The following is a 22218-nucleotide window of genomic DNA, read 5'->3' as shown; positions in this document are numbered from 1 at the left end:
AACAAAAAACGCGCCGGACTGGCGCGTTTTTGCGTTGCGATGACCGCTGGCGATGTCACACCAGACGCGCGCCGCCTTCTTCCTGAAAAAGATGCAGCTTGTCTGTCCGCGGGGCGAGGTGCAGGGTTTCGCCGGGTTTTGGTGCAGGGCAGTCGCGCAGCGCGGCGACAATATGTTGGCCTGCCATGTCACCAATCACCTGTATTTCGGCCCCGGTCGGCTCAACGACCTTGACCGTCATCGGTATACCCGTTTCGGCAGGAACCAGATGCTCCGGCCGGATCCCCCAGACAAGCGCCTCATCCGTCCGGGCGGACAGGTTCGGCGGCAGAGGCAGGCGCGTCCCGTCCTTGGCAAGGAAGACCTCGCCAGGGCTTGAGCCGGTGATGAAATTCATACCGGGCGAGCCGATGAATCCTGCAACAAACATGTTGGCGGGACGATCATAAAGATCCATCGGCGCGCCGATCTGCTCCACCCGACCGTCGCGCAGTACGACGATCTTGTCAGCCATCGTCATCGCCTCGACCTGATCATGCGTAACGTAAAGCGTGGTGGTTTTCAGACGCTGATGCAGCTCCTTGATTTCGGTGCGCATTTGAACGCGCAGCTTCGCGTCGAGGTTCGACAGCGGCTCGTCGAACAGGAAAACCTGCGGATTGCGCACGATGGCCCGGCCCATAGCGACGCGTTGCCGCTGGCCGCCGGAAAGCTGTTTCGGATAGCGTTCGAGAAGCGGTGTAAGATCCAGAATCTCCGCCGCATTCTCTACGAGCTTCTGAATTTCGCTTTTGGGCCGGCGGGAAAGCTGCAGCGCGAAGCCCATATTCTCGGCTACGGTCATATGGGGATAAAGCGCGTAGTTCTGAAACACCATCGCGATATCCCGGTTCTTTGGCGCGATTTCGTTGACGACGGTTTGGCCGATACGCACCTCGCCTTCGGAGATGTCTTCCAGTCCCGCGACCATTCTCAGAAGCGTCGATTTCCCGCAGCCGGAGGGGCCGACGAGGATCACGAACTCTCCGTCCTCAATGTCGATGTTGACGCCGTGAATGACCTCGACGGGACCATAACGCTTGACGAGTTGATTGATTCCCAGCGTCGCCATCAAGCTCTCCTATCCGGAAATTTCAGTAAGGCTGGGGTCTTCCAGCAGTTCGATCAGAACGCCGCCGGGGTCGCGCAGATAGACGCCGTGGCGTCCCGCCAGCCCGCCCTCGGTGATCTCGGTCACGCGACCTTCAGGCTGGCCACCCAGTGCGAATAGCCGCTCCAATGCAGCGGCAGGATCGGGGACACGCAGGCAGACATGGCCGGTGGCCAGCGCGGTTGCCTCTGGTGGCTTGTCGCCGCCTTTCGGTGCGAGAAAGCTGATGAACTCCAGATGGATGCCCGGCGCAGTGAGATGCATGATCCGCAGCCGCGCGCCGATAACGCCGGTCATACCCTCGACCCAAGGGGCACCCCGCTCAATCGGGTCGGTGGCGGTCAGCCCGAACGCCCGGCACCAGAAGGATGCGGAAGCCTCGATATCCTGGGTCACGAACCCGGTGTGATCATAGGCTGCGTTCAGGGGCTGGTTCTCGGTCATGTTCTTGCTCATTCGATCAGACCCAGCAGGCGCGGCAAGAACAGCACGAAACCCGGTGCCAGAGAGATCGCGAGAAGAACCGCGAGGTTCACGGCGAGGAATGGCATAATGGCCCTGATGACCGCCTCAAACCGGACGCGTGCAATTTGCGACACGATGAAAAGCAGCAGGCCCAGCGGAGGGGTGAGCATCCCCTGAATGATGGCAAAGCAAACCACGACGCCGAAATGCACCGGGTCAATGCCGACCTGCGCCGCCACCGGGCTGAGCATCGGAACCACGATGATCAGCGCGGCCAGCGTGTCCATGAATGTCCCGAGCAACAGCAACAGAATGTTGACCATCAGCAGGAAAGCAACCGGGTTTTCGCTGATCGCGAGCATGAGCTGGGCGGCCTTGGTCGGGATCTGCTCGGACGCCATGATCCAGGCGAAAAGATATCCGGTCGCGGCGATCAGCAGCAGGCCGCCGGTCGTGATGGCCGTGCGGATCAGAAGCTTGCCGACGATTGGCAAGGTCAGATTGCGGTAGATCGTGAAACCAAGGATAGCGGCATAGACAACGGCGACTGCCGCCGCTTCGGTCGCCGTGAACGCGCCCGACAGGATGCCGCCAAGGATCAGGACCGGCATCCCGAAGGCAAGTAGCGCATCGCGGAAGCCGGAGGCGACCTCGTGCCGTGCCGCGCGCGGAGCCGGCGGGGGCAGTGTGCCCGAACGAGCCTTGATCCAGACGATCATCATCTGGCTCAGGCCCAGAATGATGCCGGGCAAAACGCCTGCCGCAAAAATCGCCGCTACGGAGATATTCGCGAAGACGGCATAAAGGATCATCACCATACTTGGCGGAATGATCGGCGCTATGGTGGAGGACGCCGCCTGAACCGCTGCCGCAAAGGCGGGATCATAGCCCTCACGCTTCATGGCAGGGATCATGACGCCGCCCACGGCTGCCGCGTCCGATGCCGCCGTGCCCGAAATTGCAGAGAACATCATCGACGTCACGATGCTTACCTGCGCCAACGCACCCCGAACATGCCCCAGCAGCGTGGTGAAAAAATGGATAAGTCGCTGCGTGATGCCGGTCGCGTTCATCAACTCGCCAGCGAGCAGATAGAAGGGGATTGCCAGCAGGATGAAGTTGTCCGTTCCCTGATAGAGTTTCTGCGGTATCACCAGCAGCATACGGGCATTGTCGGCAGCGATGATATAGGCCAGCGAACTGGCACCCAGCACGATCGCAATCGGCGCGCCGAGGACGAGCAAAATCAGAAATGTAACGGTGAGCGCGATCACGGCTGGCCTCCGTAAATATCGGTGCGAAAGGGGGTCATGCGGCCTCTTCTGTGGCCGAATAGTCCTGCCGCAATGGAACACGTTTTGTGAGGAGCCCGTGGGCGCGGTTAATAAGATGCAGGATCGAAATCGCGCTCCCGACCGGGATGGCCGCGTAAACCCACGCGATATGAAGGCCGGTCACCGGCAGCGTCTGCCGCGCCGTCAGCCCCATCAGCTTCACCGTGTACCAACCTGCAACCGCGAGGAAAACGATGGAAGCGCCGATGGTCAGCAAGCGCACGACCAGCACGCCGCGATCCGAGAGCTTTTCGCGGAAAAAGACCAGTGACACCATCTCATCCCGGCGGAACGCAGCGCTCATGCCCAGAAAGATCAGCCATGTGAGCATCGCTCTCGCGACCTCTTCAGACCACGGGAAGGAGCTGTTGAAGACATAACGGGCGATCACGGCGGAGATGACGACAACGGCTTCAACGCCAGCGGCCACCATCAGAACCCGTGTCACGGCCCAGTCGATTGCCGACATAACTCGTTCCATTGTGGCGCTTCTCCCAGTAAATGCTGCCCCCGGTCAGCTTTTATCGGCCAACCGGGGGAGGTGGGTCACTCGGACGCTTCGGCGGCCGTGCGTGCGGCTTCGACGAAGGCTTTGGCGGAATCCGAGGTAGCGTATTTCTCGTAGATCGGATCCATCTCCGCTGCCAGCGCTGCAGTGTCGATCTCGTAGAACTCGACACCCTCGTCCTTGAGGCGCTGCGTGTAATCGTCGATCAGCGCGACACTGCGTTCGTAGCTCAGCTTGCCGGCCTCATCGGCTGCTTTCTGAAGAACGTCCTGAGTTTCCGCGTCAAGCGCATCCCAGCTCATCAGGTTCATCACCACAATCGGAACATTGTTAAAATGGCCGGAGACGGTGACATTCTTGGCGACTTCCTGGAACTTGCCGGAATACATGCCGACAACATCCGTTTCGAACCCGTCAACGACGCCGGTCTGCATGGCGCCATAGACCTCAGGGAAGGGGATCGGTGTGGGATTTGCACCGACGGCAGAGAAGGTCTCGATATTGAGGTTGCTCTGCATCGTGCGCAGTTTCAGCCCCTGAAGATCGTCCACCGATTGCACCGGCTTCGACGTGACGAAGTTCCGGAACGGCGAGTAGAGATAGGACAGGCTCTGGATCGTGCCGACATCGCTGTCGATCGCGTCAAGCAGATCAGCGCCCGCCTGCGAGGTCAGGACCTGATACATGAGATCGAGATCGCCGCTAAACAGCCAGGGCAGCGACAACACGTCCACGGTCGTCGTAAATGCGGACATCGGCGGCGGAGAGATGAAACCGATATCCTGCGTTCCGATGGTCAGCGCCTCGAACATCTCACGGTCGCCGCCCAGCTGGCCGCTGGGGAACAGATCGATCTGAACCTTGCAGCCGGTTCCTTGCTCGACCGTGGTCTTGAAGATTTCGGCGGCTGCATAAGATGGGTGACCCCGATCCGGCGCTTGTACCAGACCGAGCGAAAGGGTGGTTTCGGGCGCGTCGCAATCCGCCCAGGCGGGCGACAGCGTGCCAATGGTCAGGCACGTGGCAAGGGCAACGCGGGTGGAGAAAGTCTTTGTCATATGGTCCTCCCGGAAATGCGGTCGGCTGTCACAGCCGGCCTCGCTGGAATGTCATCTCACGATATTTACACATCTGTCAATATATCTTCCGGAATCTTAACGTTTCGATATAATGGATGACATGGGAATAGCGAAATATTTCAAGAATATTGGGAATAAATTCAGAAATTTAGTGATTTCAAGCCCAGGCGACATTCGGTTATCTATATTGACAGGTCTGCAATTTTAACCTTACCTGCCGCCAAAGGAGAGGGCAGCTATGAGATTGGGCGGCGTTCTGATTCACCCCGGTTCGGTGGCGGGTATTGATGATTTCAAGGAGGTTGCGGACCGTTATGGCCTGTCCGCGATTGTCGCGCCTGCCGGGCTTGACCGGATGGGTGCGCAGGAAGCCGCCAATTGGGGCGAGCGTTGTCACGACGCCGGGCTCGTGATCGGAGAGGCCGGGTTTTGGGATAACCTCCTGACCCCCGATACGGAACTCGCCGCTGATCGCATGGCGCGGCTGCACCGAACCCTGCGCAATGCCGGGATCATGGGCTGCCGTTCGGTGGCGATCCTGCCGGGCTCGCGACATCACTCGGACAAAGGATTTGCCGCCGATGCTTTCATGCGCAGTCGCGAAGGGCGTGGGGCCGTGCGCGATATGGTGTGCCGCGCGCTGGAGGGGATGCCGGATGGACCGATGCGGCTGGGGATGGAACCTTATGCCGCCAGTTTTTTCTACCGGCCCGAGGACGTACTCGCCTTCATCGAGGACATAAACGATCCGCGCTTCGGCCTGCATCTGGATCTCGCCAATATGCTGACCGTCGACAGCTTCTTTGCCAGCGCAAAGGTGATCGACGAATGGTTGCCGCGCCTTGCGCCGCACGCCGTCAGTTGTCACCTGAAGGACCTGGATTGGCCCGTCTCCCCCTATGGGCTCGCCTTTGCCGAGGTTGATCTGGGGGAGGGGGCAATTGATCTCGGTCGCTATCTTTCTGCCATCGATACGCTCATGGCGCCCGACATGACGGTCTTCTGCGAGCATTACAGCGAACAGGCCGATTACTTCCGAAACTTCGAACGGGCTCATGCAATTGCCGCCAGCAATGGCCTTCGCTTTCTGCCCAGAACCTCACCTATAGGAGAATAATCATGACAGTTCGCCTGGCTATGGTCGGCTGCGGGCGTATCTCGCACGCTCACGGGATCGCTGCGGACCGGATCGGCAGAGAAACGGTCCGGTTTGTTGCATGTAGCGACATCAATCCTGACAACGCCCGCAAATTCGCTGAGACCTATGGCTGCGATGCGCATTATGGCGATCCGTCCGAAATGTATGCTGCGGGTGGCTTCGACGGGGTGGTTCTGGCGACATGGCCTGCACAGCATCTGCAGCAGGTGAGCGAGGCACTTGACGCAGGCATTCGGTATATCCTTTGCGAGAAATCGCTGGCAACCTCAGCCGAGGACGCCGCGGAGATCTGGCGCCGCGCGAATGCAGCGGGTGCAACCGTGATCGAAGGTTTCATGTATCTCCACCATCCGCTTATCAAGAAACTGGAAGAGCGCCTCGCCAGCGGCGATGCCGGACCCATTGACTGGGTGCGCAGCACCTCGTCCTTCTATTTTCCCGAGGTGGCCGACGGTGCCGACCAGACGAGAAGCTGGCGATTCCGCAAGAATACGGGGGGCGGGGTGCCGTGGGACCTTCTGTGCTATCCGGTGAATGCCTGCGGGCGCTATGCGGGAAGCCTGCCGATGCATGTTTCGGCCAACGGCACATTCAGCGAAAAATATGGCACGGTAAACCGCATCTTCGGCACCATCGCTTATGAGGACGACCGCTTCGGCGTGGTCGAAAGCAGCGCATGCGCCATGTTCAGTCAGGAACTTGAAATACACGGGCGTGAGCGGGTCTTCCGCATCGACACCGTCTTCACGCCGCCGGGTGATGCGAAGCTTGATGAGTTGCATGCGCCAAAATTTTCCCATGTGAACCAGACATCGCATGAAATCCCTTCCAAGCTGCCCCTTCAGGACGATCTGCCAAGCTATCCCGCCTATCGCGATCAACTGGAGCATTTTCTGGCCGTGATGGGCGATGATGCCGTGGCACCGCTGCCGTCGCTCACCCATTCGGCGATCAATGTTGCCGTGATCGAGGCGCTGGTCGAAAGTTTGGAATCGGGCGGAAACAGGGTTGAGGTCAAGATCGCCGACGATCTGCGTGCAGCTTGGCAGGTGAGTTGAGTAAGCTGCCCGGAGCCGTTAGAAAGATTGGCAGACCTGTAACGAAATGCAAGGCTGTCTGATTTGTCTCCGAAACGCGTACGCCCAAAGCTGAGTGACGTCCTGCACGCCGATCTGCTGGAGGAGATCAACAGCGGTCGGTTGGGCGAGGGGGCACGCCTGCCATCTGAGGCAGAGCTGGGCCAGCGTTTCAGCGTCTCCCGCCCAATCGTAAGGGAGGCGCTCCGGCGGCTGCGTGAAGACGGCATTATCAGATCCAAAAAAGGGTCGGGCAGCTATGTCGTCCCCCACTCTACTCCCGGGCGAAGCCTCGGCCGTGGCGGACCGATGCTGTCCGTTGCGAGCATTGCGGATATTCAGAAGCTCTTTCAGTTCCGTTTTTCTCTGGAGGGCGAAATCGCCTGGCACGCCGCTGAACAACGCACTGACGATGACATCGAACGGATCTCGCGAGCAGCCGAGGCGCTTGGCCAGTCGCGCAAGGAAGATTCGGACGGCACGGAAGAAGACATCGCGTTCCACATGGCAATCGCCCGGGCGACCGGAAACCCGTTCTTCGTCAGAACGCTTGAAAGCCTGACCGCAGATATGCGCTTCATCGTGGAACTGGCGCGCGGTCTGCTGATGCAGCAAACGGTCAAGGCCATCACCAAGGTCCAGTCGGAACATGAGGTGATCGTCAGCGCTATCCGTGACCGCGACCCCGAGGCCGCGCGGCATCATATGAAGTTCCACCTGAGAACCGCGCAGGAACGGCTCTTCTACGGCAGCGGTCGCGACGGCGCCTTTCTTTGGCGTGACGAGGCGTCACCGGCTGGCGTGGAGGCGGACAAGGATGGCGGTTGATCTGCAGAGACACATCTGATCTTTTAGTGACCTGCGAAGTGTGGCGGAGGCCTGCGAGGTGCTGCGAAAGCCCAGTGTTTGTTGGATGAAAGCAGCATCAATCACCGTCACCAGATGACCATCTCCTGCGGACACGCCTCGCATCAATTTCTCGGTCAGCCGGTTTCGATCAAATCACGCCTTGCGCCCGCATCGCCTCGGCAACGCGGATAAAACCGGCGATATTGGCACCCAAGACATAGTCGCCCGGCACGCCATATTCCTCGGCCGTGTTTGCGCAGAGATCATGGATATTGCGCATGATCTCCGCCAGACGCTGCTCGGTGCGTTCGAAGGTCCAGCTGTCGCGTGAGGCGTTCTGCTGCATTTCCAGCGCAGAGGTCGCGACCCCACCCGCGTTCGCAGCTTTGCCGGGGGCGAACAGGATACCTGCTTCCTGAAAGGCGCGCACGGCGTCCGGTGTTGACGGCATATTGGCCCCTTCGCCGACAGCGGTCACGCCGTTCTTGATCAGCGCCTTGGCGTCCCGGCCGGTCAGTTCGTTCTGCGTGGCGGATGGCATCGCGACATCACAGGGGACATCCCAGATGCGCCCGTTTTCAATGTGATGCGTGCATTTTCCCTTGAGCCGGACATATTCGCTGATCCGCCCGCGGCGGTTGAGCTTGATTTCCTTGACCAGATCAAGGTCGATCCCGCCCTCATCCACGATATAGCCGCCTGAATCAGAGCAGGCGACGACCTTGCCACCAAAGGACTGCACCTTTTCCATGGAATAGATGGCCACGTTCCCGGAGCCAGAGACGACGACCTTCTTGCCATCAAAGCTGCTGTCCTTGGTGTTCAGCATGCTTTGCACGAAATAGGTGTTGCCATAGCCGGTCGCCTCGGTTCGTGCGCGCGAGCCACCGTAAAGCATACCTTTGCCCGTCAGCACGCCGGCCTCGAACCGGTTTGTCAGCCGTTTGTACTGGCCGAACATAAAGCCGATCTCGCGCCCTCCCACGCCGATATCGCCTGCGGGAACGTCGGTCTTGTCACCCAGATGCACAAAAAGCTCGGTCATGAAGGACTGGCAGAACCGCATGATTTCCCCTTCGGACCGGTCATGCGGGTCGAAGTCGGAGCCGCCCTTGCCGCCGCCGATGGGCATGCCGGTAAGGGCATTCTTGAAAATTTGTTCAAAGCCGAGAAATTTGACAATACTCAGATTGACAGAAGGGTGAAACCGAAGGCCGCCCTTATAGGGGCCAAGCGCCGAGTTGAACTGAACCCGGAATCCCCGGTTGACCTGCGTCTTGCCCTTGTCATCCACCCAGGGGACGCGAAAGATGATCTGGCGTTCGGGCTCGCAGATACGTTCGATCAAGGCATCGTCGGCGTAATGGGGGTGCTTGGCGATAACGCGACCAAGGCTCTCGATCACCTCCCGAACGGCCTGATGAAACTCCGGCTCACCGGCGTTGCGGCTAAGTACCTCGGCAAGGACGGGCTCCAGCTTTTCATCGATACTCGTCATGGCGCGTCCTTTTGTTATGTCCGATTTGTCCGGCAAGGATTACTGACCGAGTCCCGGGGAAAGATCAACATGACAATCGGGCTGTCGCACGACAGCGGGGTCTGCGGCACATGACTGCAGATGAATTTCCCGGATCGGTCCGGGTTCGATTTTCGGATGACTGGCTGGGGCGGTAGGATTCGAACCTACGGTACACGGTACCAAAAACCGCTGCCTTACCACTTGGCTACGCCCCAACGGTGCGGGCGTATCTAGCCTTCGTTTCGGGGCGGTGCAAGGGGGATATGGGAAAAACTTGCGGGCGGAATTCGCGGCGCGTATGGCGGCGGGATGGAGTGTGATATTCTCATCATCGGCGCAGGGGCTGCGGGGCTGTTTTGTGCGGGCAGCGCAGCGGTGCCGGGGGCGCGGATCATCGTTCTGGATCATGCGCGGCGGCCGGGCGAGAAAATCCGCATCTCGGGTGGCGGGCGCTGCAATTTCACCAATCTCGCCACCTCGCGGGAGCGGTTCTTGTCGCAGAACCCGCGATTCTGCGCCTCGGCTCTCGCGGGATACAAACCGCAGGATTTCGTGGCGCTTGTCGATCGCGCAGGCATTGCGTGGCACGAAAAGACGCTCGGTCAGCTTTTCTGTGACGGCAAGGCCACCCAGATCACCGAGATGCTGATCCGCCGGATGGAAGGCGCCGAGCTTTGGCTGGAAACCGAACTCCGCGCGCTGACACGCGGCGCTGACGGGTTCCTGGCAGAGACCTCGCGCGGGGTCGTGCGGGCGGGCCGGGTGGTTGTGGCCTCAGGCGCGAAGTCGATTCCGAAAATGGGTGCGACCGGGCTGGGCTATGACATTGCGCGGCAATTCGGGCTGGGCGTGGTCGAGACACGGCCGGGCCTCGTCCCGCTGACCTTTGCCGAGCAGGATCTGGCGCTGTGCAAGCCCCTGGCCGGCATCTCGGTCGAGGCGGAGATCCGCCACGGCAAGACCAGTTTCCGCGATGCCCTGCTGTTCACGCATCGCGGGCTGTCGGGGCCAGCCGTGCTGCAAATCTCCAGCTTCTGGCAGCCGGGGGATGCGATTGAGATCAGTCTCTGCCCCGGTGCCGATCTTGCGGCGGAATTGCGTGACCGGCGCGGGCAGGGTGGGCGTGTGGCGCTTGGGACGGTGCTCTCGGCGCATCTGCCGTCGCGGCTGGCCGAGGCGATTACGGCCGAACTGGGACTGACCGGCGCGCGGCTGGCGGATCAGAACAACAAGGCGCTTGACCGCATCGCCGCGCGTGTTCATCGCTGGCAGGTCCGGCCCGTGGGGTCGGAGGGCTACCGCACGGCGGAGGTCACCGTGGGCGGGGTCGACACGCGCGACCTCGATGCCAAGACCATGCAGGCGCGCGATGTGCCGGGGCTCTATTTCATCGGGGAATGTGTCGACGTGACCGGCTGGCTCGGCGGGTATAATTTCCAATGGGCCTGGGCCTCGGCCCATGCGGCGGGGGTTTCGCTGGCGCGTGGCGGGCGCTAGAAGGCAGGCTTGCAAGAAAGGGCCGCGAGATGAGCCGATTTTCCTTCACGCTGAACGCCACCGATGGCCGCGCCCGGACCGGCGTGATCGAGACCCCTCGTGGCGAGATCCGCACCCCCGCCTTCATGCCGGTCGGCACGGCGGCGACGGTCAAGGCGATGTTGCCGGAATCTGTGCGCGCGACCGGGGCGGATATCCTGCTGGGCAACACCTATCATCTGATGCTGCGCCCCGGAGCGGAGCGGATCGCGCGGCTCGGCGGCCTGCATAAATTCATGAACTGGGATCGCCCGATCCTGACCGATTCCGGCGGGTTTCAGGTGATGAGCCTCTCCGACCTGCGCAAGCTGAACGAGGACGGGGTGACATTCGCCAGCCATGTCGACGGCTCGCGCCATTTCCTCAGCCCCGAGACGAGCATGGAGATCCAGCGGCTGCTCGGCTCCGACATCGTCATGGCCTTCGACGAATGCCCCGCCTTGCCTGCGACGGAGGAACGGCAGGCGGAGGCGATGCGGCTGTCGATGAGATGGGCGCAGCGCTCCCGCGATGCCTTCGGTGACCGGCCCGGTCATGCGCTGTTCGGGATCATGCAGGGCGGCGTCATCCGCCATCTGCGTGAGGAAAGCGCCGAGGCGCTGCGCGGCATCGGTTTCGACGGCTACGCCATCGGCGGGCTGGCCGTCGGTGAGGGGCAGGAGGCGATGTTCGGCGTGCTCGACTACGCGACCGATCTGCTGCCGCAGGCACAGCCGCGCTATCTGATGGGTGTCGGCAAGCCCGACGATGTGGTCGGTGCCGTGCAGCGCGGCGTCGATATGATGGATTGCGTGCTGCCCTCACGCTCGGGCCGGACCGGGCAGGCATGGACGCGGCGCGGACAGGTCAATATCAAGAACGCCCGCCACGCCGACGATCCGCGCCCGCTGGACGAGGATTGCCGCTGCCCCGCCTGCACCGGCTACAGCCGTGCCTATCTGCACCACGTCTTCCGCGCCGGAGAGATGATTTCGGGGATGCTGCTGACCTGGCATAACCTGCATTACTATCAGGATCTGATGGAAGGGATGCGTCAGGCCATATCCGCAGGCAGGCTTGAGGCATTCGCTGATGATTTCCATAAGCACAGGGCGGAAGGCGACATCTCGCCACTCTGACGGATTCGTCTGGAAAATGAATAAAATAACTTCCCATTGTGCTGTTTAGTCCCTATTCCGGGCAAATCGGCGGATGACCCGCCCAATTGCCCTGAAAGGCCCCTATGTCAGACTTCACAACGATCACCTCGACCGACGCGCTGGCCGCGTTCTGCGAGGAAGCGAAGACCCATCCTTATGTGACAATCGACACGGAATTTCTTCGCGAACGGACCTTCTATTCCAAACTCTGCCTGATCCAGATGGCGCTGCCGCCAGCCTCCGATCCGAAATCGGAAGGCGGGACCGCGGTTCTGGTCGATCCGCTGGCAGACGGCATTTCGCTCGATCCGCTATACGATCTGTTCCGCCACGAAGACACGGTCAAGGTGTTCCACGCCGCGCGGCAGGATCTGGAGATATTCTTCCACGATGCGGGCATCTTCCCCAAGCCGCTTTTCGACACCCAGATCGCGGCAATGGTCTGTGGCTTTGGCGAGCAGGTCGGCTACGAAACCCTCGTGCGGAAGATCGCCAAATCCAGCCTCGACAAATCCTCCCGCTTCACCGACTGGTCGCAGCGGCCGCTGTCGAAGGCGCAGCAGAGCTATGCGATTGCGGATGTCACCCATCTGCGCGCGATCTACGAGTCGCTGAAAGCCCAGATCGACCAGTCCGGCCGCGCGCCCTGGGTGGCGGAGGAAGCCGCGGTTCTGGTCGATCCCGAAACCTATATCACCCGCCCCGCCGATGCGTGGCAGCGCGTGCGCACCCGCACCAACTCGCCGCGCTTCATGGCGATTGTGCGCAAGCTGGCCGAATTCCGCGAGGAATATGCGCAAAGCCGCAACGTCCCCCGCTCGCGCGTCTTCAAGGACGATGCGCTTGTGGAACTCGCCTCCACCAAGCCGCAGGACGAGGCGCAGCTTGGCAAGTCCCGCCTGCTTCTGCGCGAGGGCCGCAAGCCGGAGATCGCGCAAGGCATCCTCGCCGCCATCAAGGCCGGTCTTGAGGACCCAGACCCGCCCCGCCTGCCCAAGGAACGGCCCAACCCGCCGGGCAACGCCGCACTTGGCGAATTGCTGCGGGTGCTGCTGAAAGCCAAGGCCGAATCCGCTGGCGTCGCGCCGAAGCTGATCGCCACCACCTCTGAACTCGACGCGATTGCACAGGGCGCGCGCGATGTCCCGGCGCTGCAAGGCTGGCGGGCGGAGGTGTTCGGACGCGATGCGCTCCGCCTGGCAGAGGGGCATATCGCGCTGTCCGCCGCAGAAGGTGCGATCCGGGTCGTCGAACTGGCATGAGGGTCGCGCTGCGCGCCCTCTCGCCCCATGACATCTACCCGATCTATCGCGAATTGCAGGACGCGGAGACGGTGAAATGGCTGTCCTCCGTCCCGTGGCCCTATCAGCGTGAGGATGCGGTGGCCTTTGTCACCGAGTTTGCAACGCCGGACGATCTGGTCATTACAGCCGACGGCGATTTTGCCGGGGTGATCCGGGTGGCCGGAGAGATCGGCTACTGGGTCGCGCAGAATTATCGCCGCAACGGCGTGGGCCGCCGCGCTGCGCAGATCGCGATGTTCAGGCATTTTGCCCAAAGCGATGCCCCGCAACAGGCCACCCATATCGAGGGCAATCTTCCCTCCCGCCAGCTTCTGCTCAGCATCGGTTTTCGTGAAACCGGACGGGGGGAGGTGACGCGGCGTTTCGACGGGGCAACGCTGCCGCAGCGCATTCTGCAACTGAGCCGGGCCGATTTCGCCGCCTCCTTGGACATTCGGACGCCGCGCTGCCGCATAACCCCGATGACAGACGCCGACATTCCGACGCTGCACCGGATTGCGACGCAGCCAGACGTGGCGAAAATGCTGATGCGCTTCTTTCCGGGGCAGTCGCTGGCAGAGCTTGCCCGGCTGATGCGACCGGCGATGAACCCGCTAAAACGACCCGCCCGGCTGGCCATCAGGATGGACGGGCGCTGCATCGGCTCCATCGGCGTCGACAGCGGTAAAACCCCGTCGGTGTTCTACTTCCTAGCCCCCGAAATATCGGGACAGGGCATCGCCAGCGAGGTGGTTCCGGCCTTCTGCGATGCCGTTCAGGACTGGCACAGGCTCGATATCCTGCGGGCGCAGGTGTTCAGCGACAACCCGGCCTCGCGCCGGGTGCTGGAGAAATCGGGCTTTGTCGTCACCGGCAGCGATCTGATGCTCTCCGCCGGGCGCAAGGCACCGGGGCAGGGCTGGATCATGCAGCGCGGCTGATGACCGGCTGATTACCAGCGCAGCACCACGCTGCCCCAGCTCAACCCGCCGCCAATCGCCTCCGTCACCACGACATCGCCCTGCTTCAGCTTGCCGCTCTGGTTCGCCACCGAAAGCGCCAGCGGGATCGAGGCGGCAGAGGTGTTGCCGTGATCCGCAACCGTCAGCACGACCTTTTCCATCGGCAGGCCCATCCGCTGCGCGGTCGCGGCGATGATGCGGGCATTGGCCTGATGCGGAACCAGCCAGTCCACATCTTCCGCCGTCAACCCGGCCTTTTCAATTGCGCTATGCGCGGTCTGGGCCAACTTCTCGACCGCATGGCGAAACAGCACATTGCCCTGCATCTTCAGCTTGCCGGAATGTCCCGTGGTCGACACCCCGCCATCGACATACAGAATATCGCGATAGGATCCGTCGCTGTTCAGATCGGTGGCGAGGATACCGCGTTCTCCCGCTGCCGCCTCCAGCACCACGGCACCGGCGCCGTCACCGAACAGCACACAGGTTGCGCGGTCGTCGAAATCGAGGATGCGGCTGAACGTCTCCGCCCCGATGACCAGCACCCGTTCCGCCTGACCGGAGTGGATCAGCCCGTCCGCATTGGCGAGCGCAAAGACAAATCCCGCGCAGACCGCCTGCACATCGAAACAGAAACCGCGCGTCATCCCCAGCCCGGCCTGAACCATTGTCGCGACCGATGGAAATGTCAGATCGGGGGTCGAGGTCGCAACGACAATCGCGTCGATCGCGGATGCCTCCATCCCGGCATTGCTCAGCGCCGCTTCCGCCGCGCGGATCGCCAGTTGCGAGGTCGTCTCCCCCTCGGCGGCGAAATGGCGCCGCTCGATCCCGGTGCGGCTGCGGATCCACTCGTCCGAAGTGTCGACCTTGTCCTCGAACCAGCTGTTTTCGACAATGCGCTCGGGCAGATAGTGGCCGGTGCCACGAATGACGGCACGGGTGGTCAAGATGCGGCCTCTTCTACTGGGGGCGGTTTGTCCTCGACCGAGGCGGCGGCTTTCGCCACACGCTCGGCCAGACGATCCTGAAAGCCCGATTGCGCCAGCCGGAACGCCAGCTTGATCGCCGCCGAAACGCCGGTCGCATCGGCGGAGCCGTGGGATTTCACAACCATCCCGTTCAGCCCCAGAAACACCCCGCCATTCACCCGGCGCGGGTCGATCCGCTTCTGCAGGCGACGCAGCGAGGTCAGCGCCAGAAGGGCCGCGAATTTCGACAGGATGGAGTTGTTGAACGCCGCCCGCATGAACTCGCCCACCAGCTTCGCCGTGCCCTCGCCGGTTTTCAGCGCGACATTGCCGGTGAACCCGTCCGTGACGATCACATCGACCTTGTCAGACGGCAGATCGCCGCCCTCCACAAAGCCGATATATTCGAAATTGCCGGTTTCCTGCGCGTCCTGGATCAGTTCATGGGCCTGACGCAGCTCGGCGCTGCCCTTATGCTCCTCGGTCCCGACATTCAGCAGGCCGATCCGCGGGCGCTCCACATCCAGCCCGTTGCGGGCATAGGCGGCACCCATCAGGGCATATTGCAACAGATCCGGCGCATCGGCACGAATATCCGCGCCGCAATCCAGCATGACGTTGAATTTCTGGACATTGCGCGACGGCCACAGACAGGCGATGGCGGGCCGGTTCACACCGGGCAGTTTGCGCAGCCGGATCATCGACAGCGCCATCAGCGCGCCGGTATTGCCGCAGGACACGGCGACGGAGGCATCGCCCGCCCGCACCGAATCAACCGCCGACAGCATCGAGGTGCCCTTGGCATTGCGGATCACCTGGCTGGGCTTGTCGTCCATCGTCACGACGCCCTGGGCATCGCGGATCTCGCACCGCTCCAGCAAATCGCCCTTGCGCGCAATCAGCCGGGTCAGCTCATCCTTCTGGCCGTGGACGATAAAGCTGATATCGGGGTTCTTGTCGGCGCTTTTCGCGATTCCGTCGACAATCGCCGACGGCCCGTGATCGCTGCCCATGGCATCAACGGAAATAACCACGCGCCCCCCGGACGAGGGGCGGCGTGGTTCGCTCTGTTCCGTTGCCTCAGCCATTCAGCAAAGGCCGATCAGGCCGCGTCGTCGTCCAGATCGATCTCATTCGCCTGCGCAACGACCTCACGGTCGGCGTAGTGGCCGCAGGACGGGCAGACGTGATGCGGGCGCTTCAGCTCGCCGCAGGAGGGGCATTCATTCGGGTTCGCCGAAGAAAGGGCGTCATGCGCACGGCGCATATTGCGCTTCGAACGGGTCACGCGGTTCTGAGGGACAGCCATGTCACAACCTCGGGTCAGGGGCCGCGCAGTCCGTGCGGGGCCGGTGTCAGAAAATATATCAGAGCCGCGCCAATAGGGCACAACCGGACCGGAGGCAAGTGAAAACCTGTCCGAAGGCTGAGAACCCGAGCGCGCGGCTCATCGAAAGGGCGAACATAGCGATTTTGCGCCGCCGTGCAAGACCGGATCGGAGGCGATGAAGGCCACCTTGTCACGGTTCGGGGCCAAGGTTGCGCGCATGCCACAGGTCCTCCGGCGTGTTGATATTCAGAAATCCGTCACCCGCTGCGAACTCCGCGACGCCATAACCCTGCATCGCCGCGAAGCCGCGAACTCGCCGCTCTCCGGCACCAAGCGCCGTGCGCAGATCGCCGCGCAGTCCAACCGGCCAGATGGCAGTGGTCGGGTGCAACCGCATCGCGCCCGCTTCGTCCTGTGCCGCGGCGAGTGCCAGCCCGTTCCGTGCCGCCGCCTCCAGACGCGCGACCAGATCGAGGGGCGGGAACGGCGTGTCACCGGCGACCGTCACCACGGTGTCGGCACCTTGCGAAGCTGCCCATTCCATTGCGGCGAGAATACCCGCCAGCGGGCCGGGCCGGTCTGGCATCTCATCCGCCAGAACCGGCAGGCCAAAACCCGCAAACCGCGCCGGATCGCCATTCGCATTGATGGCCAGCGCAGCCGCCTGCGGCGACAATCGCGCGATCAGATGGGACAGAACCGGACGCCCGCCAATCTCCAGCAGGCATTTATCGCCCCCGCCCATGCGCCGCGCCTGACCGCCTGCAAGGATCACCGCCGGCGGGCGGGCAGGGGCCATCAGGCGATACCTGCGCTGACCAGCCCGCGCGCGAGATTGAGGAACGCCTTCCCGGCATTGCTCTCCGGCGCGGCCACGACGACCGGCACGCCGCTGTCGGAACCGGTGCGCACGTCCATCTCCAGCGGCAATTCCGCCAGCAAAGGCACGCCGAGCGCTTTCGCCTCAGCCGCGACGCCGCCATGACCGAAGATATGTTCCTCATGCCCGCAATTGGTGCAGATATGCGTCGCCATATTTTCCACCAGCCCAAGGATCGGCACATTCATCCGCCGGAACATGTCGATCCCCTTGCGCGCATCCAGCAGCGCAATGTCCTGAGGGGTGGAGACCACAATCGCGCCGTCCAGCCGCGCCCGCTGCGACAGCGTCAACTGCACATCGCCGGTGCCGGGCGGCAGATCGACGATCAGACAGTCAAGCTCGCCCCATTGCACCTGAAACAGCATCTGCTGCAACGCGCCCATCAGCATCGGGCCGCGCCAGATCACGGCCTCCTCCGCCTTGGTCAGCAGGCCCAGCGACATCAGCTTCACACCATGCCCTTCCAGCGGGATCATGGTCTTGCCGTCGGGGCTGGCGGGCCGCCCGGTCACCGACAGCATCCTCGGCTGGCTCGGCCCGTAGACATCGGCGTCGAGCAACCCGACCCGGCGCCCCTCCGCCGCCAGTGCCGCCGCGAGATTGGCCGCCACGGTCGATTTCCCGACCCCCCCCTTGCCGGAGGCGATTGCGATCACATGCCGCACCCCCGGCACAGGCTCGGGCGTCGCGGCTTTCTTCGCCTTCGGCTTCAGATCCGGCGCGGGATTGTCGCTATGGGCGGTCATCACAGCACTGACCTTGGTCACACCGTCAAGTGCCTTCACCGCCGCCTCGGCCCGGTCGAGCGCCGCCTGCATCGCCTCGGCCTGCGCCGGATCGATCTCCATGACGAAACGCACCGTGCCGTCATCCTCGACGCTGATGGCGCGCGCGATCCCGGCATCGACCAGATTGCCGCCCGAAACCGGGTCTGCCACGCCGCGCAGCTCCGCCGTCACCTGTTCCGCCGTCGGGGCTGCGCTCGGGGCCATCGCGGGCTTACGCTTGCGCCAGAGCATCGATGATCGGTCCGAAATCGCTGGCCTTGAGGCTCGCTCCGCCGACAAGCGCACCGTCGACATGCGCAATCGCAAAGATCTCCGCCGCATTGCCCGGCTTGACGCTGCCACCGTAAAGCAGGCTGAAATCCGCCCCGTCGCTGAACCGGCCCGACAGCTTGTCGCGCATCAGCGCATGAACCTCGGCAATCTGTTCGCTGTTCGGGGTACGCCCGGTGCCAATGGCCCAGACCGGCTCATACGCGATGACCGTATTCGCCGCCGTCGCGCAATCGGGCACCGATCCGGCAAGCTGCGATGCGATCACATCCAGCGTGTCGCCGCCGTCACGCTCAGCTTCCGTCTCGCCCACGCAGATCACCGTGACCAGCCCGGCGCCATGCGCGGCAATCGCCTTGGCCGCGACCTGCGCATCCGTCTCCCCATGATCCGCGCGCCGCTCCGAATGGCCGAGGATCACATGGCTCGCCCCGGCATCGGCCAGCATCGCGGCAGAAATATCCCCGGTATGCGCGCCCGATTCATTCGCATGGCAATCCTGCCCGCCAATCGCGATTTCGCCCGCATGGGCGACAGCAGGGGTGATCAGCGTGGCCGGGGGACAGATCAGCACGTCGCAGCCATTCTCCCGCGCGGCGAGCGCATCCAGCTCCACCAGCGAGGCCGTGACCCCGTTCATCTTCCAGTTTCCAGCGGCGAGTTTTTTCGGGGCCATATCGTTCTCCTGTCAGTTGTCACAGGGATAGGCCCGCAATCGGGCGCGTTCAAGCCTCGGGCTGCGTTTCGCCCGTCTCGTGATCCAGCTTGAAAGAGACCGATTCCCCGCAACCGCAGGCATCGGTGACATTCGGATTGCGGAACTTGAAGCCGGATTCCAACAGGCCGGTCTCATAATCAATCTCCGTCCCGAACAGAAACATCTGCGCCGCCGGCGCGATCAGCACGCGGGCACCGTTCTGTTCGACGATCTCATCGGATTTTTCAGCCTCCGCGACCATGTCCATCGTATATTCCATGCCCGCGCAGCCGCCCTTCTTCAGCCCGATCTTCAGGCCGAAAGCGTCCTTGCCGGCCATCAGCCGGGAAATCTGGCGTTCCGCCGCCTTGGTGATCGTGACCGGGGCCTGTCCGGGGAGAGAGAACATGATGTCAGCCTTTGTTTGCGCAGGAATAAGGTAAGGCCGGGGCGGGAATTTCTCAAGGGTTGGTGGTGGGGTGTTGAGACGGATGTAACGGTGCGCAGAATGCGCACCCTACGGGGTTGGAGTGACGCAAACACACCATCGGTTCCGCGATCCATCCGTGTGATGCGTTTCAACGTACCGTGATGGCAACCCGGTATGGTGATGTGCCGGTGCGCAAATGCGCACCCTACCACCAACTGTAGGGTGCGTTTCAACGCACCATGACCGATCACCCCAATGCCGATTTGCCGGTGCGCAAAATGCGCACCCTACGACGTTCGGTCCGACGCCCCCGTGGGGCGCGGTGCAATGCATCACAACGGATCACCCCGAACGGCGTTGTGTCGGTGCGCAAAATGCGCACCCTACCACCACCCGTAGGGTGCGTTTCAACGCACCATCACACCACCATCAAACACACGCAATGCCGCCCGGATCTCACCCCAACGGCGTCTCACCATGCACGGCATCCGAAAACGCCCGCCGATACAACTGCGACAATTCCGCCAGATCGCCCGCATCCTCGCCCATCTGAACGGCCATGCCGCCGAATTGGCCGACCTCGCTCGCAGGAACACCCGCCGCCCCGGCCGCCTTCAGCAGCGCATCCGCCCCTGCCGCGTCGCAGGCGACCAGATAGCGGGCCTGATCCTCGCCATAAAGCTGCGCGATGTCGTCCGAGTGCAGCCGCACGCCGATCCCCGCCGCCTCCGCCATCTCGAAGGCCGCCAGCGCCAGCCCGCCATCGGACAGATCGCTGGCACAGCGGATATGGCTGCGATTGTCGCGCAGGAATGCGCCGTTGCGACGCTCGGCCTCCAGATCGACGGCAGGCGCATCGCCCGCTTCGATCCCGAAGGCCTCCGCCGCAAGCGCCGACTGGCCCAGATGCCCGGGCGTATCCCCGATCAGGATCGCCACATCGCCATCCTCGGCCACGCCCGCAATCAGATCGTCCAGCGATGCCAGCAGCCCGACCGCACCAATCGTCGGCGTCGGCAGGATACCCCGGCCATCGGTCTCATTGTAAAGCGACACATTCCCCGACACGATTGGCATGTCCAAAGCGGCAACCGCCGCGCCAATGCCCTTGATCGCGCCGACAAGCTGGCCCATGATCTCCGGCTTTTCCGGGTTGCCGAAATTCAGGTTATCCGTCGTCGCCAGCGGCACCGCCCCCACGGCGCACAGATTGCGATAGGCCTCGGCCACCGCCTGCTTGCCGCCCTCGAACGGGTTTGCCTTCACATATCGCGGCGTCACATCGGCGGTAAAGGCCAGCGCCTTGCCGGTCCCATGCACCCGCACCACGCCCGCGCCCATGCCCGGGCGGCGCACCGTATCCGCGCCGACCTGCGTGTCATATTGCTCCCACACCCAGCCCTTATGGGCATAGTTCGGGCTGCCGATCAGCGCCCGCAACGCCTGCAGCGGCGTGATCGCGGGCAAGGCAGGCATCGCCTCCGCCGCCGGTGTCTCGACCCAGGGCCGGTCATATTCCGGCGCGTCAGAGGACAGCCATGACAGCGGCAGATCCGCCATCACCTCATTGCCATGCAGGATCAGGAACCGATCCTCGGCAATCGTCTCACCGACAATCGCGAAATCCAGATCCCATTTTTCAAAGATCGCCCGCGCCTCGGCCTCTTTCTCGGGCTTCAGCACCATCAGCATGCGTTCCTGCGATTCCGACAGCATCATCTCATATGCCGTCATATTCGTCTCACGCTGCGGCACATGGTCAAGGTTCAGCTGAATGCCCAACCCGCCCTTGTCGCCCATCTCGACGGCGGAGCAGGTCAGCCCCGCGGCCCCCATATCCTGAATGGAAATCACCGAACCCGAGGCCATCAGTTCCAGACAGGCCTCCATCAGGCATTTCTCGGTAAAGGGGTCGCCGACCTGAACCGTGGGGCGCTTTTCCTCGATCGTGTCGTCGAATTCGGCGGATGCCATCGTCGCCCCGCCAACCCCGTCACGCCCGGTCTTGGCACCCAGATACACGACCGGCATGCCGATCCCCGACGCGGCGGAGTAGAAAATCTTGTCCGCATCGGCCAGCCCCGCCGCAAAAGCGTTCACAAGGCAGTTGCCGTCATAGGCCCGGTGAAACCGCACCTCGCCACCAACATTCGGCACCCCGAAGCAGTTGCCGTAAGACCCAATCCCCTCGACCACGCCCTTGACCAGATGTGCGGTCTTGGGATGCTCAGGCCGGCCAAAGCTCAGCGCGTCCATCGCCGCAATCGGGCGCGCGCCCATGGTGAACACATCGCGCAGAATCCCGCCGACGCCGGTCGCGGCGCCCTGATGCGGCTCGATATAGCTGGGGTGGTTGTGGCTCTCCATCTTGAAAACCACGGCCTGACCGTCGCCAATATCGACCACCCCCGCATTCTCGCCGGGACCACAGATGACCTGCGGGCCTTCCGTCGGCAGGGTCCGCAGCCATTTCTTCGAGGATTTATAGGAACAATGCTCGTTCCACATGGCGCTGATGATGCCAAGCTCGGTAAATTTCGGCTCACGGCCGAGGAATTGCAGAATCCGCTGATACTCATCCGGCTTCAGCCCATGCGCCGCGATCAGGTCCTCGGTGATCTCCGGTTCGGTCATGGCTATTCCCCTGCGCTATGCGTGTCGGACGCCTTTTAGGCGCAGCGCGGCGCGAGGAAAAGAGATGCCCGCCCGGATCGCCGCAAAAACTGCTTCAACTGCCCGCCGGTGCCTTCAGGGGCGTTCATATCTCCGGAAGCCCGCCCCTGACGATGC

General features: G+C 62.6%; 21 protein-coding genes and 1 tRNA gene. 7 read left to right on the top strand and 15 right to left on the bottom strand.

Annotation, left to right across the window (positions count from 1 at the left end; all coding sequences use genetic code 11):
• Positions 1 to 55: 55 nt before the first annotated feature.
• The 5 genes from PAF12_RS09265 to PAF12_RS09245 form a co-directional block, all read right to left on the bottom strand.
• Positions 56 to 1111: an ABC transporter ATP-binding protein gene (locus PAF12_RS09265; RefSeq protein ID WP_271106651.1), complete on the bottom strand. Its 1056-nt coding sequence runs from the start codon at positions 1109 to 1111 to the stop codon at positions 56 to 58.
• Positions 1112 to 1120: 9 nt separating this feature from the next.
• Entirely contained in the window at positions 1121 to 1606 is a 486-nt protein-coding gene (locus tag PAF12_RS09260) for a VOC family protein (protein ID WP_271106650.1), read from the bottom strand.
• Positions 1603 to 2889 (bottom strand): TRAP transporter large permease, encoded by a 1287-nt coding sequence (locus PAF12_RS09255; protein ID WP_271106649.1) that lies wholly within the window; start codon positions 2887 to 2889, stop codon positions 1603 to 1605. Before PAF12_RS09255 ends, PAF12_RS09260 begins: the two co-directional genes overlap by 4 nt.
• 34 nt (positions 2890 to 2923) lie before the next feature.
• The gene (locus PAF12_RS09250) at positions 2924 to 3430 is read right to left on the bottom strand and encodes a TRAP transporter small permease (protein ID WP_271106648.1); all 507 of its coding nucleotides are present in this window, start codon (positions 3428 to 3430) and stop codon (positions 2924 to 2926) included.
• Positions 3431 to 3495: 65 nt separating this feature from the next.
• Positions 3496 to 4515, bottom strand: a complete 1020-nt coding sequence (locus PAF12_RS09245; protein ID WP_271106647.1) for a TRAP transporter substrate-binding protein — start codon at positions 4513 to 4515, stop codon at positions 3496 to 3498.
• A 259-nt stretch (positions 4516 to 4774) separates the two neighbouring features.
• Here PAF12_RS09245 and PAF12_RS09240 point away from each other — a divergent pair, with 259 nt between their 5' ends.
• The 3 genes from PAF12_RS09240 (at position 4775) to PAF12_RS09230 (ending at position 7599) form a co-directional block, all read left to right on the top strand.
• Positions 4775 to 5653 carry a sugar phosphate isomerase/epimerase gene (locus tag PAF12_RS09240; protein WP_271106646.1) on the top strand — a complete coding sequence of 293 codons (879 nt, stop codon included), beginning with the start codon at positions 4775 to 4777 and terminating at the stop codon, positions 5651 to 5653.
• A gap of 2 nt (positions 5654 to 5655) precedes the next feature.
• Positions 5656 to 6753 carry a Gfo/Idh/MocA family protein gene (locus PAF12_RS09235; protein WP_271106645.1) on the top strand — a complete coding sequence of 366 codons (1098 nt, stop codon included), beginning with the start codon at positions 5656 to 5658 and terminating at the stop codon, positions 6751 to 6753.
• 63 nt (positions 6754 to 6816) lie between these two features.
• Positions 6817 to 7599, top strand: a complete 783-nt coding sequence (locus PAF12_RS09230; protein ID WP_271106644.1) for a FadR/GntR family transcriptional regulator — start codon at positions 6817 to 6819, stop codon at positions 7597 to 7599.
• 169 nt (positions 7600 to 7768) lie between these two features.
• Here the strand turns inward: PAF12_RS09230 and gdhA are convergent, their stop codons facing one another.
• Together gdhA and PAF12_RS09220 are read right to left on the bottom strand one after the other, a co-directional pair.
• Positions 7769 to 9118: an NADP-specific glutamate dehydrogenase gene (gene gdhA, locus PAF12_RS09225; RefSeq protein WP_271106643.1), complete on the bottom strand. Its 1350-nt coding sequence runs from the start codon at positions 9116 to 9118 to the stop codon at positions 7769 to 7771.
• A 161-nt stretch (positions 9119 to 9279) separates the two neighbouring features.
• Positions 9280 to 9354: transfer RNA gene (locus PAF12_RS09220), tRNA-Gln, on the bottom strand.
• Between the two features lie 94 nt (positions 9355 to 9448).
• Between PAF12_RS09220 and PAF12_RS09215 the strand changes: the two genes are divergently transcribed.
• The 4 genes from PAF12_RS09215 to PAF12_RS09200 all read left to right on the top strand — a co-directional run bounded on the left by PAF12_RS09215 (position 9449) and on the right by PAF12_RS09200 (position 14038).
• A complete protein-coding gene (locus tag PAF12_RS09215) occupies positions 9449 to 10636 on the top strand; it encodes an NAD(P)/FAD-dependent oxidoreductase (RefSeq protein ID WP_271106642.1) in 1188 nt (395 codons plus the stop codon).
• A gap of 29 nt (positions 10637 to 10665) precedes the next feature.
• Positions 10666 to 11793, top strand: coding sequence for a tRNA guanosine(34) transglycosylase Tgt (gene tgt, locus PAF12_RS09210; protein WP_271106641.1), 1128 nt, complete (start codon positions 10666 to 10668; stop codon positions 11791 to 11793).
• Between the two features lie 104 nt (positions 11794 to 11897).
• Positions 11898 to 13076 carry a ribonuclease D gene (rnd, locus tag PAF12_RS09205; RefSeq protein ID WP_271106640.1) on the top strand — a complete coding sequence of 393 codons (1179 nt, stop codon included), beginning with the start codon at positions 11898 to 11900 and terminating at the stop codon, positions 13074 to 13076.
• Positions 13073 to 14038 (top strand): GNAT family N-acetyltransferase, encoded by a 966-nt coding sequence (locus PAF12_RS09200; protein ID WP_271106639.1) that lies wholly within the window; start codon positions 13073 to 13075, stop codon positions 14036 to 14038. Before rnd ends, PAF12_RS09200 begins: the two co-directional genes overlap by 4 nt.
• A gap of 11 nt (positions 14039 to 14049) precedes the next feature.
• Here the strand turns inward: PAF12_RS09200 and PAF12_RS09195 are convergent, their stop codons facing one another.
• The 8 genes from PAF12_RS09195 to purL form a co-directional block, all read right to left on the bottom strand.
• Positions 14050 to 15009 carry a beta-ketoacyl-ACP synthase III gene (locus PAF12_RS09195; protein WP_271106638.1) on the bottom strand — a complete coding sequence of 320 codons (960 nt, stop codon included), beginning with the start codon at positions 15007 to 15009 and terminating at the stop codon, positions 14050 to 14052.
• The gene (plsX, locus tag PAF12_RS09190; protein ID WP_271106637.1) at positions 15006 to 16118 is read right to left on the bottom strand and encodes a phosphate acyltransferase PlsX; all 1113 of its coding nucleotides are present in this window, start codon (positions 16116 to 16118) and stop codon (positions 15006 to 15008) included. The genes PAF12_RS09195 and plsX overlap by 4 nt, the downstream gene beginning before the upstream one ends.
• Before the next feature lie 14 nt (positions 16119 to 16132).
• A complete protein-coding gene (gene rpmF, locus PAF12_RS09185; protein ID WP_271106636.1) occupies positions 16133 to 16339 on the bottom strand; it encodes a 50S ribosomal protein L32 in 207 nt (68 codons plus the stop codon).
• A gap of 211 nt (positions 16340 to 16550) precedes the next feature.
• On the bottom strand, positions 16551 to 17159 hold the full coding sequence (gene mobA, locus PAF12_RS09180) for a molybdenum cofactor guanylyltransferase MobA (RefSeq protein WP_271106635.1): 609 nt from the start codon (positions 17157 to 17159) through the stop codon (positions 16551 to 16553).
• Positions 17159 to 18235: an Mrp/NBP35 family ATP-binding protein gene (locus PAF12_RS09175; protein WP_271106634.1), complete on the bottom strand. Its 1077-nt coding sequence runs from the start codon at positions 18233 to 18235 to the stop codon at positions 17159 to 17161. Before PAF12_RS09175 ends, mobA begins: the two co-directional genes overlap by 1 nt.
• 7 nt (positions 18236 to 18242) lie before the next feature.
• Positions 18243 to 18977, bottom strand: a complete 735-nt coding sequence (tpiA, locus tag PAF12_RS09170; RefSeq protein ID WP_271106633.1) for a triose-phosphate isomerase — start codon at positions 18975 to 18977, stop codon at positions 18243 to 18245.
• 49 nt (positions 18978 to 19026) lie between these two features.
• Positions 19027 to 19407: an iron-sulfur cluster assembly accessory protein gene (locus PAF12_RS09165; RefSeq protein WP_271106632.1), complete on the bottom strand. Its 381-nt coding sequence runs from the start codon at positions 19405 to 19407 to the stop codon at positions 19027 to 19029.
• A 477-nt stretch (positions 19408 to 19884) separates the two neighbouring features.
• On the bottom strand, positions 19885 to 22062 hold the full coding sequence (gene purL, locus PAF12_RS09160) for a phosphoribosylformylglycinamidine synthase subunit PurL (protein ID WP_271106631.1): 2178 nt from the start codon (positions 22060 to 22062) through the stop codon (positions 19885 to 19887).
• Between the last annotated feature and the right edge of the window lie 156 nt (positions 22063 to 22218).

Source organism: Paracoccus sp. SCSIO 75233 (assembly GCF_027912675.1).
Classification (GTDB): Bacteria; Pseudomonadota; Alphaproteobacteria; order Rhodobacterales; family Rhodobacteraceae; genus Paracoccus.
The sequence above is the reverse complement of the archived record's forward strand: the minus strand, read 5'-3'. Positions and strand labels throughout refer to the sequence as shown.

Excerpts from the sequence above, each read along its gene's own strand:
- PAF12_RS09240 (WP_271106646.1), top strand. The coding sequence starts at position 4,775 with ATGAGATTGGGCGGCGTTCTGATTCACCCCGGTTCGGTGGCGGGTATT.
- PAF12_RS09215 (WP_271106642.1), top strand. The coding sequence starts at position 9,449 with ATGGAGTGTGATATTCTCATCATCGGCGCAGGGGCTGCGGGGCTGTTT.
- PAF12_RS09245 (WP_271106647.1), bottom strand. The coding sequence starts at position 4,515 with ATGACAAAGACTTTCTCCACCCGCGTTGCCCTTGCCACGTGCCTGACC.
- tpiA (WP_271106633.1), bottom strand. The coding sequence starts at position 18,977 with ATGGCCCCGAAAAAACTCGCCGCTGGAAACTGGAAGATGAACGGGGTC.
- PAF12_RS09200 (WP_271106639.1), top strand. The coding sequence starts at position 13,073 with ATGAGGGTCGCGCTGCGCGCCCTCTCGCCCCATGACATCTACCCGATC.
- PAF12_RS09250 (WP_271106648.1), bottom strand. The coding sequence starts at position 3,430 with ATGGAACGAGTTATGTCGGCAATCGACTGGGCCGTGACACGGGTTCTG.
- purL (WP_271106631.1), bottom strand. The coding sequence starts at position 22,062 with ATGACCGAACCGGAGATCACCGAGGACCTGATCGCGGCGCATGGGCTG.
- PAF12_RS09165 (WP_271106632.1), bottom strand. The coding sequence starts at position 19,407 with ATGTTCTCTCTCCCCGGACAGGCCCCGGTCACGATCACCAAGGCGGCG.
- tgt (WP_271106641.1), top strand. The coding sequence starts at position 10,666 with ATGAGCCGATTTTCCTTCACGCTGAACGCCACCGATGGCCGCGCCCGG.
- mobA (WP_271106635.1), bottom strand. The coding sequence starts at position 17,159 with ATGGCCCCTGCCCGCCCGCCGGCGGTGATCCTTGCAGGCGGTCAGGCG.
- PAF12_RS09260 (WP_271106650.1), bottom strand. The coding sequence starts at position 1,606 with ATGAGCAAGAACATGACCGAGAACCAGCCCCTGAACGCAGCCTATGAT.
- PAF12_RS09235 (WP_271106645.1), top strand. The coding sequence starts at position 5,656 with ATGACAGTTCGCCTGGCTATGGTCGGCTGCGGGCGTATCTCGCACGCT.
- rnd (WP_271106640.1), top strand. The coding sequence starts at position 11,898 with ATGTCAGACTTCACAACGATCACCTCGACCGACGCGCTGGCCGCGTTC.
- rpmF (WP_271106636.1), bottom strand. The coding sequence starts at position 16,339 with ATGGCTGTCCCTCAGAACCGCGTGACCCGTTCGAAGCGCAATATGCGC.
- PAF12_RS09265 (WP_271106651.1), bottom strand. The coding sequence starts at position 1,111 with ATGGCGACGCTGGGAATCAATCAACTCGTCAAGCGTTATGGTCCCGTC.
- plsX (WP_271106637.1), bottom strand. The coding sequence starts at position 16,118 with ATGGCTGAGGCAACGGAACAGAGCGAACCACGCCGCCCCTCGTCCGGG.
- gdhA (WP_271106643.1), bottom strand. The coding sequence starts at position 9,118 with ATGACGAGTATCGATGAAAAGCTGGAGCCCGTCCTTGCCGAGGTACTT.
- PAF12_RS09175 (WP_271106634.1), bottom strand. The coding sequence starts at position 18,235 with ATGGCCCCGAGCGCAGCCCCGACGGCGGAACAGGTGACGGCGGAGCTG.